Consider the following 16,035-nt stretch of genomic DNA (forward strand, 5'->3'; position numbering starts at 1 on the left):
GACAGTGTTGATGTTGGCTGACACACCGCAATCGCGAGCAAGCTCGCTCCCACAAAGGTTGTGTTTCAAGCTCCATATATAAAATAGCCCTGCCATCGCTGGCAGGGCTTTTTTGCATTCGCGGGTTTCAGATGCCCATGCTGTGCAGGGTAGTAGCAATATTGCGCAAAGTACCGGCGATGGTCGGGTGTTCGAGTTCAAAGCGTTCGACCGCCAGGTTCACACCATCGGCGATACTGTTTTCATGAGTGGACTGTTCCAGTTTTATCTCGGATTCGATCTGCGCCATCAGGTCGCGCAGATGTTCGCGCTCTTCTTCGGTGAGCGGCGGAGTCTGATCCAGTTGCTCGCGCAGGGCATTGAGCTGTTTTTGCAGTTCTTGAGCGGGCATGGTGGTTTCCTTTTATCGAGAGGCACTGGCATAGACCGCAGCCGTGCGCCAAAGGTCTATGGCTCTCCTTAAGACTAATCCACTCTGGGGCAACCTGCATGATCCCGGTCAGGGCTTTTCGCCTTTCGCGCGACGCAGATTGATGTCGGCCAGGCAGGTGTCGAGTTCGCCCAGATGATCGATTACCGAGTGCACGCCCAGGCCGAACAGTTGCACGGTCGCCTTGCCGCGCAGTTGTTCGCGTTCCTTCTGGCTCAGGGCCAGCCATTCGCTGGGCGCCAGCCCGCACAGTGAGCCGCACGACGCCAGGCCTATGGTCCACAACCCGGCATTCAGGCCCGATTGCAGCAGGCGCGGTTCGCCGCTGACCAGCACGCAACCGTCGAGGCGATCGACATTCAAGCCCATCAACGCTTGCCAGCAGGCATTGGGCGCCGGCCAAGAATTGATTGTTGCTGGATATTGCGATGGTTTGATCCAGGTCGGCAGTGCCGATGAAAGTATTTGAGTGAGGGCGGGGGGCAACTCATCGAGCCAGGCGCAGGGGATGAGCTGACGTTGCAGGCTGCGCACAACGTCCAGTGCTCCCGGCGTGGCATCGGCGTGTTCGGGGCTGATGTGCGTCTGGTGACGGGCACGGGCGCCGAAATCCACGAGGCAACCGCTGAGTCCGAACAGCACGGCGGTCAGGTTGGGTGCTGAAAGTGGCAAGGCTTCGGCCTGAGGCATGGAAAACGTCCCTGAAATAATCATCAGGCTAAGCAGCGACGGTGACAGTTGGATGACAGGGGCGTTACGAAACCTCCTACGGAACGAATCTTGTAGGATAAGTGCCTAAAGCGCCTTTCCGCCTTATACTTACGGCCATATTACCGTGGCCAGGTTGCCGCGCCCGTTCAGACCAAGGAGTTTTCTATGCGCTGGAGCAACCCTCTCGCTCAGCTTTGTGTATGCGCCAGTGTCATGCTGGTTCCGTTCGCCGCTAACGCTGCAACGGAAGAAGACCCTTGGGAAAGCGTCAACCGCCCGATTTTCGAGTTCAACGATTTTGTCGACACCTATGCACTGAAGCCTCTGGCTCAGGGCTATGAATTTGTTACTCCGCAATTCCTGGAAGATGGCATTCACAACATGTTCCGCAACGTCGGTGACGTCACCAACCTGGCGAACAACATTCTTCAGGGCAAACCGGCTGCTGCCGGCGTCGATACTGCGCGTCTGATCTTCAACACCACTTTCGGCCTGCTCGGTTTCTTCGATGTCGGCACTAAAATGGGGTTGAACCGCAGCGACGAAGACTTCGGCCAGACTCTTGGCTATTGGGGTGTTGGCAGCGGTCCTTATGTGATGCTGCCATTGATGGGGCCGAGCACCTTGCGTGACGCGCCTTCCAAATATGTCGACAGCTACACCGGCCCTTATCGCTACATCAACGATGTACCGGTGCGTAACTCGATCTTCGGCCTGAACATCGTCGACACCCGCGCCAGCCTGCTGTCGAGCGAGAAGCTGATCAGCGGCGACAAGTACACCTTCATCCGCAACGCCTACCTGCAGAACCGCGAGTTCAAGGTCAAGGACGGGCAGGTCGAAGACGATTTCTGATCTCGATTGATCGGTATAAAAGGGCGACCGCGAGGTCGCCTTTTTTGTGGGCGCGACCATCCATTGGGTTACCGTAAAGGCCGTTCTTATAACTGCGAGTGATTTGACAAACAAAGTCTCCAAGCGACCATCGGCGCATGCTTGAAACGCTCGAAGGATGGGAGTACCGTCTGCGCCTTAGAAGGGCACCTCTGGTGCAACCGTGTGCGAAGCAAACGCTTCAAAGCGGTGCAGCAGAGAGGCTAGAAAGCGAATCCAGTAGTCTGTGCCGGGCTTTTGCCCCGCCTGCTACGCCAACCTAATTCTGGCGCCGTTTGCCCACATGCCAAAAACCAGTGCCACGCTGCTGATAATCGATGATGACGAAGTAGTGCGCGCGAGCCTCGCGGCCTATTTGGAAGACAGTGGTTTCAGCGTCTTGCAGGCCAGCAATGGCCAGCAGGGTCTTCAGGTATTCGAGCAAGACAAGCCCGACCTGGTCATCTGCGATCTGCGTATGCCGCAGATGGGCGGTCTCGAACTCATCCGTCAGGTTACCGAGCGGTCACCGCAGACTCCAGTGATCGTGGTGTCGGGTGCCGGCGTGATGAACGACGCGGTCGAGGCACTGCGCCTGGGCGCGGCGGATTACCTGATCAAGCCTCTCGAAGATCTGGCCGTGCTCGAGCACTCCGTGCGCCGGGCCCTGGATCGTGCGCGTTTGCTGCTGGAAAACCAGCGCTATCGCGAGAAACTGGAAAAGGCCAACCGCGAACTTGAAGCCAGCCTGAACCTGCTCCAGGAAGACCAGAACGCCGGTCGCCAGGTGCAGATGAACATGCTGCCGGAGAGCCCGTGGAGCATCGACGAGTTCAGATTCGCACACCAGATCATTCCGTCGCTGTACCTGTCGGGTGATTTTGTCGACTATTTCCGTGTTGACGAGCGCCGGGTTGCGTTTTACCTGGCGGATGTCTCGGGCCATGGCGCCTCTTCGGCCTTCGTCACCGTGCTGCTGAAGTTCATGACCACGCGCTTGTTGTTCGAGTCCAAGCGCAACGGCACGCTGCCGGAATTCAAGCCTTCGGAAGTCCTTGGTCATATCAACCGGGGACTGATCAGTTGTAAGCTGGGTAAACACGTCACAATGGTCGGTGGAGTCATCGACGAGGAGACCGGTTTGTTGACCTATAGCATCGGCGGCCATCTGCCGTTGCCAGTGTTGTACACGCCTGACAGTGTTCGCTACCTCGAGGGGCGCGGTCTGCCCGTGGGGCTTTTCAACGAAGCCACCTACGAAGACCACGTGCTTGAGCTGCCACCGACGTTCAGCCTGACGCTGATGTCTGATGGCATTCTGGATCTTTTGCCAGAGCCCACACTCAAAGAGAAAGAAGCCGCTTTGCCCCAGAAGGTGAAGTCGGCGGGCGGCAGCCTGGATGGTCTGCGGCAGGTTTTTGGATTGGCCACGCTAGGGGAGATGCCGGATGATATCGCCCTGTTGGTGTTGAGCAGGAATCTTTAATGAGTACCGGTAGAATCCAGTTCGCCGAGCAGGACGGCACCTTCGTCCTGAAGTTTGTCGGTGAAGTTCGCCTGACCCTGTGTTCGGCGTTGGATGCGACTATTGAAAAAATCTTCACCGCGCTGAATTTCAACGCGATCGTGATCGATTTGACCGAAACCCGCAGCATCGACAGTACCACCCTGGGCCTTCTGGCCAAGCTGTCGATCCTGTCGCGGCAGAAGGTCGGCCTGCTGCCGACCGTGGTCACCACCCACGAGGACATCACCCGTCTGTTGCAGTCGATGGGTTTCGAGCAGGTGTTCAATATCGTCAACCATCCCGTGCCGTGCCCGGAATGCCTCGATGACCTACCGGATCAGGATCAGTCGGAAGAGGTGGTGCGGATCAAGGTGCTCGAAGCGCACAAGATTCTCATGGGCCTGAACGACTCCAACCGCGAAGCGTTCCATGACCTGGTGAATGCCCTCGAACGGCACTGATCAACCAGACCGCGAGGCACAAAAAAGGGCGAACCTGTGAGGGTTCGCCCTTTTTGCGTCTGCGCTTGGCCGATTACAGCTTGGCTTGCAGCAGCGCCTCGAGTTTTTCCTGGTCGCGGGCAAACTGACGGATGCCTTCGGCCAGTTTCTCGGTGGCCATCGCGTCTTCGTTGGACAACCAGCGGAATTGCGCTTCGTTGAGGCTCAAGCGCGCTTCGCCGGCATGGCCCGGAGCGAGTTTGCGTTCCAGCTTGCCGGTGTCGGCCGCCAGTTTCTCGATCAGGTCCGGGCTGATGGTCAGGCGGTCACAGCCGGCCAGTTGCTCGATCTGGTTGAGGTTGCGGAAGCTCGCGCCCATGACCACGGTCTTGTAGTCATTGGCCTTGTAGTAGTTGTAGATGCGCGTCACGGACTGCACGCCCGGATCGTCGGCACCGGTGTAGTCGTTGCCGTTGGCCTTCTTGTACCAGTCGTAGATGCGGCCCACGAACGGCGAGATCAGGAACACGCCGGCATCGGCGCAGGCAGCGGCCTGAGCGAAGGAGAACAGCAGGGTCAGGTTGGTCTGGATACCTTCCTTTTCCAGGATCTCGGCGGCGCGGATGCCTTCCCAGGTCGAGGCGATCTTGATCAGCACGCGGTCACGGCCGACGCCGGCCTTGTCGTACAGTTCGATCAGGCGATGGGCACGTTTGAGCATCGCGTCCTGGTCGAACGACAGACGTGCGTCCACTTCGGTGGAAATACGGCCCGGAATGACCTTGAGGATTTCCTGACCGACCGCGACGCCGAAACGGTCGCTGGCCAGGCCGACATCGCCCTTGCAGTCGCGCACGCTGGCGTTCAGCAATTCGGCGTAGGCCGGAATGGCCGCTGCCTTGAGCAGCAGGGAAGGGTTGGTGGTCGCGTCGACCGGTTTGACCCGGGCAATCGCTTCGAAGTCGCCGGTGTCGGCCACGACGGTGGTGAACTGTTTGAGTTGTTCCAGCTTGGAAGTCATGAGCGTGCTCTGTCCTATGGGTCTGGTGACATTACCCGAGCGCCGGCAGCCACTCAAGGGCATGCAGGCGTATCGAGCGCCCCGGCGGCAACAACCTGAAAACGGCTGTTTGAAAGGTGGGGCGCGTTATCGATCAATACGATGCCAAAACAGACGACAGGTTCAAAGCAACTGACCTGTTGCAGCGCCTACTCCAGCTCCAATTGTGTCCTGACTGCCGTTTGAGCCGGTTTCGGTTGGCCGTCCGAGGTCAACAGACCGAAATTCTTCTCGCGATCGTCTTTTCCCGAGTCGCTGTTCTTCCATTCGTAGATGGAAGTCAGCGGGATCTTGAGCCTTTTCACATCAGCGATGAACGCAGAAACTTTGGTGGCCTGGCCGTCCGGGCCGCCGTTGGAGGCCAGCGCCGAGATTCCCCATTCACTGATCACACCCGGCAAATGGAAGTTCTGCTGAATGAAATTCTGGGCATTGCTGATCTGCGTGGCTGTCATGCCGTAGGGGTGATAGGAAATGGCATCGAGGCAATTGGGGTAAGCCTCGACGAGGCTGTTGAGCGCCACGGTGGACGCCGATCCCGCAGTGGGCGGCCGGGCGAAGCCAAAGCCGACCAGAGGCGTGGATTGAGGTTGCCCCTGAAGGGTTTTGCACATGGCGCTCATGAACGGCACGAACGTGGTGTTGAAGTTGCCGGTCGGCCAGTAGGTGCCCAGATCCGGTTCGTTCCAGATTTCGATGGCGACCAGTTGCGAACTCCAGGCTTTTTCCAGCCCGCTGACGGCATTGGCAAATACTTCGCCGGCTGTCGTGAGGTCTCCAGTCAACGGTTTGGTGGCGCGTACAGTCATCAAAACCGGCAAACCGGCGGATTTCGCCGCCGCAAACGCATCGCTGATCTGCCTCTGATAGGACTTGCCGCCGAGGCTGTCGCTCCAGACCCCGAAGCGTACAAAACTGAACCCGGCCGCTTTGATCTGCTCGGCATCGGCCGCCGTAAAACTCTGGATCTTGACCTGAACGCCGATGGTTTTCGTCGGCAGCGCCGGGAACAAGTCACTGGCCTGAACCTGTGCGGCTACACCGAGCAACAACAAGGTGGCGGCACCAAGATGTTTGAGATGTGCTGATTTCATGTCTGCTCTCCTGATGAGAATGACATCTAGCGAATGGTTATCTCGTTACATTGGTTTCGAGGGCAATAAAGATACTAAGTGCATGAATGTTATTTTTTGTCGGAAAACTTTCGCCCGAAAATCACAGTTATTTTTAGTCCGGTAATTCTGGTTGGGAGACTTTTAGAGGCCGTGGTACTTAATGCATCGGTATTAACGGGTGAATCTATTTCCGAGTGAAGGAAGGTCTTGCGGGTTCATTCGAATGTGCAAGGCATGTTGGCCGAATGACATTACACGGGAAAGTAAACCTTGTTCAAAAAGATTCTTGTCGTTTGCGTGGGCAATATTTGCCGAAGTCCGACAGCGGAACTTCTGTTGCGCAATGCACTGACACCCGCGGCGATCAGCGTGACCTCTGCAGGTCTGTCTGCGCGGGTCGGCGAAGGTGTGGAGTCCAACGCGCGCCAGGTGTTGGAAGAGCGTGGCCACAGTGCCGAAGGGTTCAAGGCGCGGCAACTGACAGCGGACATCGTCAATGAATCAGACCTGATTCTGGTCATGGAAAAACAACATGTTAATCAAGTACTGAAGATTGCCTCTCACGCCAGGGGCAAAGTTTTTCTGCTGGGCAAGTGGCAGAGCGAACGAGAAATACAGGACCCGTATCGTCAGGGGCAAGCCGCTTTTATTCATGCCCATGCATTGATTGAAGATGCTGTTAGCTCATGGGCGCAACGCCTGGCGCGTTGATGAATATTCTTCAGTTCAGTGAATGGTAAGAAAGACTTATGCAGTTACCGTCAGTAATCGGCACCCGCGACAACGATCAAGACAGTATTGATCTTCTCGGCATCTTCGGCAGCCTGATCGACCAGAAATGGTTGATCGGCGCGTTCACCGGCGCGTTCATGATGACCGGTGTGGCTTACGCGATCTTGGCCACGCCGGTGTATCTGGCCAACGCGCTGGTGCAAGTCGAACCGAAAAAGAACGACATGCTCGGTTTTTCCGACCTCAACAGCATGCTCGGCGGGCAATCGCCGTCGGTGACCGAAATCGGCATCATCAAATCCCGCGCGGTGATCGGCAAGACAGTCGACGATCTGCGTCTGGATATCGACGTCACCCCCAACACCTTTCCGCTGATCGGCGGCTTTCTTTCTCGTCGCTATCGCGGTGAGACCGAACTCAGCGTCGCGCCGCCGCGTTTCGGCCTGAGCAGCTACGCCTGGGGCGGTGAACGCCTGGAGTTTGCCAAGCTCAATCTGCCCAAGGAACTGTTGGGCAAGAAACTCACCTTGATCGCCGGCGAACAACATCGCTTTCAGCTGCTCGACGACAACGACAACCTGCTGGTCGACGGCGTGGCAGGCGAAGCCTTCGCGCAGGACGGCGTAGAAGGGCAGGTCGCGCAACTGTTGGCCAACCCCGGTACCCGTTTCGAAGTGGTGCGCTACCCACGAATCGTGACCATCCAGGGTTATCAGGACGCGCTGGACATCTCCGAGCAAGGCAAGGAATCGGGGATCATCCGTCTGGCCCTGGCCAGCAGCGACGCCGCCGAAGCAGTGAAGATTCTCAACAAGATCGCCTCGCTGTACGTGGATCAGAACGTACGCCGCACCTCGGCCGAAGCGGCGCAGAGCCTGGCCTTCCTGCAAAGCCAGTTGCCGCAGGTCAAGCGTGATCTGGCCAAGGCCAGCGATGCGCTCAACGCCTACCAGACCCACGGCAAGACCGTGAACATCTCGCTGGAAACCCAATCGGTGCTCGGCCAGTCCGTGGCGCTCGAAACGCGGATTTCCGAGCTGAAACTGCAACAGGCGGAGATGGATCGCAAGTTCACCAAACAGCATCCGGCCTATCGCGCATTGATGACCCAGATCGGCGAACTGACCCAGCAACAGCGGTCGCTGGAAGGCAAGGTTCAGGATCTGCCGGCCACGCAACAGGAACTGCTCAACCTGACCCGCGATGTCGAAGTCGCCTCGCAGATCTACACCCAGTTGCTGAACAAATCCCAGGAGCTGGACATCATCCGCGCCGGTGCCGTGGGTAACGTGCGTCTGGTGGATACGGCGGATGTCGACCTGACCAGTCCGGTCAAACCGAAAAAGCCTCTGATCGTGCTGATCGCCACTTTTCTCGGCGCATTTGTCGGCGTGGCGCTGGTGCTGTTGCGCAAATCCCTGAGCAAGGGTCTGGAAGGACCGGAAGGCATCGAGCAGCTCGGCTTGCCGGTTTACGCGTCGATTCCCTACAGCGATCTGCAGCGCGAAGAGGACAACAAAAAGGTAAGGGCCAAGGTTTCGGCCGATACGCCGGCCTACCTGCTGGCATTGCGCAATCCGACCGACCTGTCCATCGAGTCGATTCGCAGCCTGCGCACTTGTCTGCACTTCGCCGCGCTGGATTCGACCAACAACCGGATCATGATTTCCGGCCCGAGCCCGCAGGTCGGCAAAACCTTCGTCTCTTCCAACCTCGCGGCGGTCATGGCGCAAAGCGGGCAGCACGTGGTGCTGATCGACGCCGACATGCGCAAGGGGCATCTGCACAAGACCCTGAACACGCCGATCACCAACGGCCTGTCGGATCTGCTGGTCAAGCGCTGCACTCTCGATCAGGCGATCAACAAGGTCGAGGTCGACAACCTGCACTTCATCAGCCGAGGCCAGGTGCCGCCGAATCCTTCCGAACTGTTGATGCACGCCAATTTCCGCGAACTGCTGGCGCAACTCAGCGAGCGTTATGACGTGGTGATCATCGACACACCACCGCTGCTGGCCGTGACCGATGCGGCGATTGTCGGTCGCGAAGCCGGCATCAGCCTGATCGTCGCGCGGTTCGGGGTCAACCCGGCCAAGGAAATCGAAATGACGATCCGTCGTTTCGCCCAGAACGGTATCGAGTTGAAGGGCGCGGTGTTCAACGGCGTCGAGAAGCGCGCGGCCAGCTATTACGGCAACGGCAGCTATTACAACTACGAATACGCGTCCGACCAGTCCTGAATCTCAGCGACGGTCCTTACAGGCATGAAAGTGGGTGGGTTGTGAAAAAAATACTGCACGTGGCGGAAACGATCAAAGGCGGGGTGGCGACGGTCATCCGCACGATTTCGGCGGCGCCGGAAGACGGGCGCTATGAGCTGGTGTACCTGGTCCCGCTCGACCAGAAGAAAGAACTGCACGGCATCGATGAGCAGCAGATCCGCACCTTCGCCCGAAGCGGGCGGAATGTGCCGTCGCTGCTGCGTTTTGCCTGGCAACTGGCGCGGGTCCTGCTCAAGGAAAAACCCGATGTGGTGCATTTGCACAGCACCTTTTCCGGGGTGATCGGCCGTTGCGTGTGCGTGCTTTTGCGCCCGTGGCGCAAGCCGAAAATCGTCTACTGCCCCCATGCGTTTTCGTTCCTGATGGAAAGCTCGCCGATCAAGCAGAAAGTCTATGCGTGGATCGAGCGGGTGCTGCAGAAGGTCACGGACAAGATCATCTGCGTCAGCCAGTTCGAGCTGGACAAGGCCGCGAAGTTTGGCATCGAGCGCAAGCGCATGACGCTGATCTACAACGGCATCGATCACAAGGATGACGAACGCAAGGCCGATGATCCGGCACCGATTCATCTGCTGTTTGTCGGTCGCCTCGACTACCAGAAAGGCTTCGACGTGTTGCTCAAGGCCTATACCGAAGCAAAGCGCAGCGACCTGAAACTGACGGTGGTGGGCAGTGCGGTGAACGAGGACGTCGTCGAATGTCCGCCGCTGGACGGGGTGGAATACCTGCCCTGGGTAACCCCAACCGAGGTGCACGCGCTGTATCAGAAAGCCGATGCGCTGATCGTCCCGAGCCGCTGGGAAGGCTTTGCCATGGTGCCGCTGGAAGGCATGGCGCTGGGCTTGCCGGTGATCGCCAGCGACTGCACGTCGTTGCCTGAACTGGTCACCCATGGTGTGTCCGGTTACGTGTTCCCCGCCGGTGACCACCAGGCGCTGGCCGATCGCCTCAAGCAAATCCAGAAGCCTGCGTTGTCGGCCCTCGGCATCGAAGGTCGACGCATCGTCCGCGAGCGTTTCAGCGCCGCGTTGATGATCCGCCAGACCTACGACGTGTATTCCGCTCCCTCTTATTAAGTAGAACTCCGCTCATGAACGTAACGATTTTGCATGGCTACAGTGCCTCCAATTCCGGCGATGGTCTGCTGGTCGATCTGGCCATCGCGCTGGTGCAGCGCAACTTTGGCGAAGACACCGCGATCAGCGTCGTGGCGTCCGATCCGGACTCTTTCAAGTACCTGCCGCACCCGCGTTTCGACGCGCCGGTGATGGCGGCCAAGGGCCTGGGCCGGGTCAAAGAAGCGGTGTTCCTCAATCAGTCCTACGCGGGGCTGGCGGATCTGTTGAAGAGAACCGATCTGATCGTCGGCGTCGGTGGCGGCTACATGCGCTCGAAAAGTGCCTTTGAGCACATCAAGCTGAAACTGGGGCACGCCAAGCAACTGGAAACCGCGATCCTCAGCAAAGTGCCGTCGGTGTACTTGCCGCAAAGCATCGGGCCCTTCCACGGCGACAGCGACAAAATCGTCGGCCACTACGCCAGCGCCGATGCGGTGTTCGTGCGCGATAACCGCTCCTCGGCGCTGTTCGATGCTTGCGAGAATGTCTATCGCGCACCGGACCTCGCGGTGCAGGCGCTGGCCGGCAAGATCCTTCAGCAACCCAAGTTCACCCGCTGCGCCTCGACGCCAGCGACGGTGTGTGTGGTGCTGCGCAAACCGCCGGCATGGAGCAAGGAAAAGAAGCTCGCCTACGTGGCCAACCTGAAGGTGTTGCTGCAGCGCTTGAAGAACAAAAGCAAAGTGGTCTGCGCCGTACAGAGCGCCGTGCGCGGTAATGATGACGGCGCGTTCTATCGCGAACTGGGCATCACCGAAGACCTGCTGCCATTGAAGGCCACGCTGGCCAAATACCAACCGGACCTGGTGATTTCCGTGCGCCTGCACGGGGCGATCGAATCGCTGCTCTCGGGTGTCCCGGCGTACCACATCAGCTATGAACGCAAAGGCTTCGGCGCCTATCAGGACATGGGCGTCGAGGACTGGGTCATCAACGGCGGCGACATCAATGTCGACACCATCATCGACACGGTTTACGCGCCTGACGCGCTGTCGAATTTCGGCAAGCGCCTGACCGACACCTGCCGCGAGATCGAGGCGAAAACCGTGGCCATGGACGACATCATCAAGGGCGTCATTCGATGATATTCCGGCTGTTGCTGCGAGGCGGGGCACTGGGCGCGAAGTTCTTGCTGGTGCTCGCCATCACCCATTACCTCGGTTACGAGGCGCTGGGTTTTTACGGCGTGGTGGTCGCGGCGTCGTTGATCGCATCGAAGTTCTACAGCGTCGGTTTCAGTTCCGAGATCAACCGGCTGATCAGCGTGGGTGGCAGTTCGCGTCGGGTCGTCGACAAGGTGTTGCTGTTGTACCTGGCCGTGGGCCTGGCGTTGTCGGTGCTGACGGTGGTGATTTATTCACTGTTCCAGTCGGTTGAAGCGACCACCGCGCTGATCGCCTGCGTGACGCTGGTGCTGCTCACCGAACACCTGTCGTTCGAGATCAACTCGTTCGTGTTCTCTGCACAGAAAGCCACGGCGGGTGCGTTGCTGTTTTTCATCAAGACCGGGCTCTGGGCGCTGCTGGCCGTGGGCGGAATGGCGCTCGGCTGGGTGTCCGGAATCGCCAGCGTGTTGTGGCTGTGGGTCATCGCCAACGTGCTGGTGATCGTCGCCGGTTACCTGATCGTGGTGAAGGTCCATCACGGGCGGGAAGAGGGGACGCTGGCCACCGCCGCAGTATGGAAAGCCGGGTTGCCGTTTTATCTGGGCACCGGCCTGATCGCGTTGAGTCAGTACGCCGAGCGCTTTCTGATCATCGACCTCGAACCCTACGCCAGCCTCGGTAAATACGTGTACGCGTGGTCGGCGGCCAACACCTTGCAGGCGTTGTCCTACGCGGTGGTGGCGGTGGTCGGGATTCCGGTTCTCGCCAAGCGTTATCAGGCGGATCAGCAACCGTTCACGGTGAAGCAGTTGTTCGTGAACAAATGGGTCGCACGGTCGCTGGCGGTGTCGGCGGCGGTCGCGGTGGGCATTTATCTGTTTTTCAATGTGGTGCTTGATTACGTCGCCACCAGTGTTCCGCGCCCGGACAACGGCATCCTTGGCGTGCTGATTTTCTCCTTCGCCCTGCGTGCCATTGGCGACATCGTCTGGGGCGGGTTGATTGCGTCGAAAAACAGTCGGGTATCCCTCGCCAGTGCGGCCATTTGTCTGTTGGTTTCAGTGCCGGTCAGTTACCTGCTGATCAAGCATTATTCGATCTACGGCGCAGCCTGGGGCAACGTCTTCGCGATCATCGTGCAGCTCGGTGTGATCGCCGTGCTGACTCGTGTGACCCGAGCGAAAAAGGCTGCCGTGTCATGGGCCTGAAATTACCGTGCATCGAGTTTCGCGGCCGCCGACTCGATTCCTCGCTGTCGTTCCTGATCCTGTTCACCGGGCTGTTTCTGTCGGTGGCCATGCCGCTGCTGATTCCCCGCGATCCGGGCCCGGATGCGATGACCTTGTGGTCGTCCTACGCCCGGGCCGACAACTGTAATTTCTGGAACCCGTTCTCGCCGGATCGCTCGTCCTACGAGTGTTCGGCGTTCCTGCTGCGGCCCACCGGGATCAACCTGACCAACGCCTGGGCCTACGGGATGTTCTGCAACTTCTTCCTCACGGCGATTCCCGTGGTGGTGTTCCGGCGCATGCCGCTGACCATCTTCGGAACCTTGTGCCTGTGGGGCATCGTGCGTTCGTTTTTCCTGGAAAATCTGACCAAGGAAATCATCGTGTCGGTGGCGGTGCTGAGCATTCTGTTCAGCTCGCTGACGCGCAAATATCGCGGCGGATTTTTCCTCTCGGCGGTGATCTACGGCGTTCTGATCCGGCCGTACTGGATTCTGTTTTCGCTGTCCTGGGTCGGCGTCTGTGTGATGAAAAAATACGTCTCGCGCACAACCTTCTTCCTGATGCTGTTCCTGTTCTATCTGGCGGTTGCGATGGCGATCCAGTTGGCGCTGGGCTTTCCGGTGTCGTCGATTCGCGCCAGCAACAACGAACTGCGCACGGCGGGCGAGGAGGGGTCCAAGTCGCTGATCGTTTCGTGGCTCAGCGGCAGCGATTTCGTCTCGCAGGCCCTGGATTCGATGATCATTTTCTTCCGGTTGTCGTTCCCCGTTGAGCTGATCCTGCTGTCCGGGCCGGGTCAGGTGATCTTCGTGGCGTTGATGATCATGACCGCGCTGCTGCTGTTCAAAGTCATCACCTCGACCGATTACAAGGGCGCGCCGATCCAGACCAAACCCAAGGAACTGATCGCGATTCCGCTGGCGTTCCTGCTGGTTCAAGGCCTGTTCGAACCGGACTTCGGCTCGTTCGCCCGGCACTTTTCGATGGTGGTGCCGGTGTTGTTCGTGGGCCTGGGTTTGATGCTGCGGGCGAACAAACCGGTGAAGGTTGAATCAAGAATTCTGAATTGAGGCGGGTGCTTTATGTCGAGCAAGAAAAAGTCCCTGGAGATCGAAACCCTGCGTGGCCTGGCGTGCCTGTTGCTGGTGCTCTATCACGTGATCGGGCCGTTGGGCGGTGGTCTGAAAATCGACATCGGCTCGCCGTTCCGGGTGATTGCCGATTCGATGGTGTACGTGCGCATGCCACTGTTCACCTTCATCTCGGGTTACATCTATTCCATCTACAAGATTCGCGGCAACGACTTTTCCGCGTTCTTCAGCGGCAAGGTGCGGCGCCTGATCGTGCCGCTGTTTTGCGTGGGTGTGCCGTTCTCGGTGTTGCAGGCGGTGGGGCCGGGCGTGAACAAGGACGTCAGCGTGATGGACGCGCTGTTGTCGTTCTATGTGCCGATCAACCACTTCTGGTTCCTGCAGGCGGTGTTCATCATTTTCATGTTCGTCGGCCTGTTGGAATGGCGCGGGTTGCTGCGCACACCGACGCGCCTGTATCTGCTTTTCGCGTTCGCGGCGGCGGTGTTCCTGTTGCCGCCGTTTTCGGTTGATGCGTTCGGCATTAACGGGGCGATTTATCTGTTGCCGTTCTTCGTGGCAGGCATGATCGGCCAGGAGAAAGTCAGCGAGCTGAAGCAGACGTTCAAGGTGATCGGCCCGCTGGTGTTTGTGCTGATTTCGCTGACGCTGCTGTACGTGGCGTCGGTGGACCGCGAGCTGATTGTCGACCGCCGTAGCCTGATCGGCCTGACGGTGGGCTGCGTGTCGTGCATCGCGTTGCTGTCGAGTGATATGCGCTCGAAGGCACTGACCTGGCTCGGCGGTTATTCCTATGCGATTTTCCTGTTTCACGTGTTGTTCGCCGCCACGTCGCGCTCGATCCTCGGCCGCTTGGGCGTTAAAGACGAAAGCGTGCTGGTGTTCTGCGGCGTGACGTGTGGCTTGCTCGGGCCGGTGGTGTTGTCGATGATTTTCAGTCGATTCAACTTCACCTCCGTGCTCTTCCTCGGCGAACGAGCCGCGACGAAAAAGAAACCGCCGGCGTCCATTGCACCGGTAGCGCAGGCTTAGGTTTTGCGAGCCTCCGGAGAATGCGCGGCGTTTGCAAAATAACTAAAAGCTTCGCGAGCAAGCTCGCTCCCACAAAGGCTTTGTGACCTTTGCATACCCTCTGTGGGAGCGAGCTTGCTCGCGAAGGGGCCATCACTCAGTAAGGGATTCAATGCATGTTGGCAGTTGATGACGTCCGGCCGGTAGCGGCGTCTGTGGTCGAGGTCGGTGATGCCCGCGAACGGTTTGCCCAGTGGCGCGAAGGCAAAGGCGGAAAGGTTCTGTCGATCTCGGTGATCGGCGACAGCTACAGCGCCGGACAGGATTTTTACCTGAACAAACTGGTGCAGCGCGTGGCTGGCGAGGTCGGGTTTGCCGGGCCGGGTTATGTCGGGTTCAACCACGGCGCAGCGCTGGGCGGCACGCATTTCAAATACACCCGCAGCAGCGAGAAATACTTTGGTGGGGACTGGAAGGTGTCCGCTCTCGGTCAGGCCAGCCCCGACAGCCGCACGGTAACCGGCCGGCCCGGCGCCTGGCTGCAAGTCGATGCCAGCCCGACGCCCGCCATCGATACCTCCGTTACTCAGGCGAAACTGCTCTACCTCGGCAACGGTGAGTCCAGTGAGTTGCGTTATCGCTGGTCGCCTTCCGCCGACTGGCAGCCGTTGAAACTCGCAGGCGAGGGCGTTCAGGAAGTCCCTTTGCCCGGCACGTCGACCGCGACCGACTGGGCCTTCAGACTGGAAGTGGTGAAGGGCGCGCCGACTCTGTTCGGCCTGTGGCTGAGCAACGATCAGAACGGAGTTCGGGTGTCGAAACTGGCGGCGTCCGGTGCGGCGTCCGCTGATTTCTATCACGACGATGCCCGCTGGCAGGCGCAGTGGAAAGCCGTGGTGTCGAAGATCCCCGCAGACATTTACCTGATCATGCTCGGTGGCAACGATCAAGGCTTTGGCGTGAAGCCTGAGCAGTATCTGCACAACGTTCAGGGTCTGGTGGGCATGCTCCGCGAGATTCAACCGGCGGCGAGCATCAATCTCATCCTGCGTCAGGACACCACCCGCTCCAGCGCCTATCCGATGTCGGCTTATGCGCAGGTCATCGAGCCCTGGGCCCGTGAGCAGCGACTGGGTTACGCCAATCTGCAATGTGCGTTCGGTACGGACGTCAAACGCTACGCCGCAGCCATGATCGGGCCGGACAAGATTCATCCGGTACCGGCCACGGGTGGGCGGGTGATTGCCGATTACTTCTATCGTTGGGTCGTGGGCGGACAGCAAAAAGTCTCGCCACAGGACCGCTGTGGCGAGACTTCGAAGTAGCC

General features: G+C 58.9%; 15 protein-coding genes. 11 read left to right on the forward strand and 4 right to left on the reverse strand.

Features of this window, described 5'->3' with window-relative positions; all coding sequences use genetic code 11:
• Positions 1-127: 127 nt before the first annotated feature.
• Entirely contained in the window at positions 128-391 is a 264-nt protein-coding gene (locus tag N8H71_RS24380; protein WP_134827565.1) for a DUF4404 family protein, read from the reverse strand.
• Between the two features lie 108 nt (positions 392-499).
• On the reverse strand, positions 500-1,120 hold the full coding sequence (locus N8H71_RS24385) for an HAD family phosphatase (RefSeq protein ID WP_262195963.1): 621 nt from the start codon (positions 1,118-1,120) through the stop codon (positions 500-502).
• A gap of 186 nt (positions 1,121-1,306) precedes the next feature.
• Between N8H71_RS24385 and N8H71_RS24390 the strand changes: the two genes are divergently transcribed.
• From N8H71_RS24390 to rssC, 3 genes are all read left to right on the forward strand, one after another.
• Positions 1,307-1,996: an MlaA family lipoprotein gene (locus N8H71_RS24390; protein WP_262195964.1), complete on the forward strand. Its 690-nt coding sequence runs from the start codon at positions 1,307-1,309 to the stop codon at positions 1,994-1,996.
• A gap of 322 nt (positions 1,997-2,318) precedes the next feature.
• Complete coding sequence (gene rssB / locus N8H71_RS24395) at positions 2,319-3,500, forward strand: two-component system response regulator RssB (protein WP_262195965.1); 1,182 nt, start codon at positions 2,319-2,321, stop codon at positions 3,498-3,500.
• Complete coding sequence (rssC, locus tag N8H71_RS24400) at positions 3,500-3,982, forward strand: anti-sigma factor antagonist RssC (RefSeq protein WP_003226553.1); 483 nt, start codon at positions 3,500-3,502, stop codon at positions 3,980-3,982. Before rssB ends, rssC begins: the two co-directional genes overlap by 1 nt.
• A gap of 73 nt (positions 3,983-4,055) precedes the next feature.
• Here the strand turns inward: rssC and tal are convergent, their stop codons facing one another.
• Together tal and N8H71_RS24410 are read right to left on the reverse strand one after the other, a co-directional pair.
• The gene (gene tal, locus N8H71_RS24405; protein ID WP_262160534.1) at positions 4,056-4,982 is read right to left on the reverse strand and encodes a transaldolase; all 927 of its coding nucleotides are present in this window, start codon (positions 4,980-4,982) and stop codon (positions 4,056-4,058) included.
• 188 nt (positions 4,983-5,170) lie between these two features.
• Positions 5,171-6,115, reverse strand: coding sequence for a glycosyl hydrolase family 5 (locus N8H71_RS24410; RefSeq protein ID WP_262195966.1), 945 nt, complete (start codon positions 6,113-6,115; stop codon positions 5,171-5,173).
• 291 nt (positions 6,116-6,406) lie between these two features.
• On the opposite strand from N8H71_RS24410, the gene N8H71_RS24415 reads away from it, so the two are divergent.
• From N8H71_RS24415 to N8H71_RS24450, 8 genes are all read left to right on the forward strand, one after another.
• A complete protein-coding gene (locus N8H71_RS24415; protein WP_262195967.1) occupies positions 6,407-6,847 on the forward strand; it encodes a low molecular weight protein-tyrosine-phosphatase in 441 nt (146 codons plus the stop codon).
• Between the two features lie 38 nt (positions 6,848-6,885).
• Positions 6,886-9,108: a polysaccharide biosynthesis tyrosine autokinase gene (locus N8H71_RS24420; RefSeq protein ID WP_262195968.1), complete on the forward strand. Its 2,223-nt coding sequence runs from the start codon at positions 6,886-6,888 to the stop codon at positions 9,106-9,108.
• Positions 9,109-9,149: 41 nt separating this feature from the next.
• Positions 9,150-10,226: a glycosyltransferase gene (locus N8H71_RS24425; RefSeq protein WP_262195969.1), complete on the forward strand. Its 1,077-nt coding sequence runs from the start codon at positions 9,150-9,152 to the stop codon at positions 10,224-10,226.
• Between the two features lie 14 nt (positions 10,227-10,240).
• Complete coding sequence (locus N8H71_RS24430; RefSeq protein ID WP_262195970.1) at positions 10,241-11,353, forward strand: polysaccharide pyruvyl transferase family protein; 1,113 nt, start codon at positions 10,241-10,243, stop codon at positions 11,351-11,353.
• Complete coding sequence (locus tag N8H71_RS24435) at positions 11,350-12,582, forward strand: polysaccharide biosynthesis C-terminal domain-containing protein (protein WP_262195971.1); 1,233 nt, start codon at positions 11,350-11,352, stop codon at positions 12,580-12,582. The genes N8H71_RS24430 and N8H71_RS24435 overlap by 4 nt, the downstream gene beginning before the upstream one ends.
• The gene (locus N8H71_RS24440; RefSeq protein WP_007951624.1) at positions 12,573-13,676 is read left to right on the forward strand and encodes a hypothetical protein; all 1,104 of its coding nucleotides are present in this window, start codon (positions 12,573-12,575) and stop codon (positions 13,674-13,676) included. The genes N8H71_RS24435 and N8H71_RS24440 overlap by 10 nt, the downstream gene beginning before the upstream one ends.
• Positions 13,677-13,688: 12 nt before the next feature.
• A complete protein-coding gene (locus N8H71_RS24445) occupies positions 13,689-14,729 on the forward strand; it encodes an acyltransferase family protein (RefSeq protein WP_262195972.1) in 1,041 nt (346 codons plus the stop codon).
• Positions 14,730-14,884: 155 nt separating this feature from the next.
• Positions 14,885-16,033, forward strand: coding sequence for an SGNH/GDSL hydrolase family protein (locus N8H71_RS24450; RefSeq protein ID WP_262195973.1), 1,149 nt, complete (start codon positions 14,885-14,887; stop codon positions 16,031-16,033).
• Positions 16,034-16,035: the final 2 nt, after the last annotated feature.

Source organism: Pseudomonas koreensis (genome assembly GCF_025447595.1).
Lineage (GTDB): Bacteria > Pseudomonadota > Gammaproteobacteria > Pseudomonadales > Pseudomonadaceae > Aquipseudomonas > Aquipseudomonas koreensis_H.

Coding starts and splice junctions, on each gene's coding strand:
- N8H71_RS24435 (WP_262195971.1), top strand. CDS start 11,350: ATGATATTCCGGCTGTTGCTGCGAGGCGGGGCACTGGGCGCGAAGTTC.
- rssC (WP_003226553.1), top strand. CDS start 3,500: ATGAGTACCGGTAGAATCCAGTTCGCCGAGCAGGACGGCACCTTCGTC.
- N8H71_RS24390 (WP_262195964.1), top strand. CDS start 1,307: ATGCGCTGGAGCAACCCTCTCGCTCAGCTTTGTGTATGCGCCAGTGTC.
- N8H71_RS24450 (WP_262195973.1), top strand. CDS start 14,885: ATGTTGGCAGTTGATGACGTCCGGCCGGTAGCGGCGTCTGTGGTCGAG.
- N8H71_RS24410 (WP_262195966.1), bottom strand. CDS start 6,115: ATGAAATCAGCACATCTCAAACATCTTGGTGCCGCCACCTTGTTGTTG.
- N8H71_RS24430 (WP_262195970.1), top strand. CDS start 10,241: ATGAACGTAACGATTTTGCATGGCTACAGTGCCTCCAATTCCGGCGAT.
- N8H71_RS24420 (WP_262195968.1), top strand. CDS start 6,886: ATGCAGTTACCGTCAGTAATCGGCACCCGCGACAACGATCAAGACAGT.
- N8H71_RS24445 (WP_262195972.1), top strand. CDS start 13,689: ATGTCGAGCAAGAAAAAGTCCCTGGAGATCGAAACCCTGCGTGGCCTG.
- rssB (WP_262195965.1), top strand. CDS start 2,319: ATGCCAAAAACCAGTGCCACGCTGCTGATAATCGATGATGACGAAGTA.
- N8H71_RS24440 (WP_007951624.1), top strand. CDS start 12,573: ATGGGCCTGAAATTACCGTGCATCGAGTTTCGCGGCCGCCGACTCGAT.
- tal (WP_262160534.1), bottom strand. CDS start 4,982: ATGACTTCCAAGCTGGAACAACTCAAACAGTTCACCACCGTCGTGGCC.
- N8H71_RS24385 (WP_262195963.1), bottom strand. CDS start 1,120: ATGCCTCAGGCCGAAGCCTTGCCACTTTCAGCACCCAACCTGACCGCC.
- N8H71_RS24380 (WP_134827565.1), bottom strand. CDS start 391: ATGCCCGCTCAAGAACTGCAAAAACAGCTCAATGCCCTGCGCGAGCAA.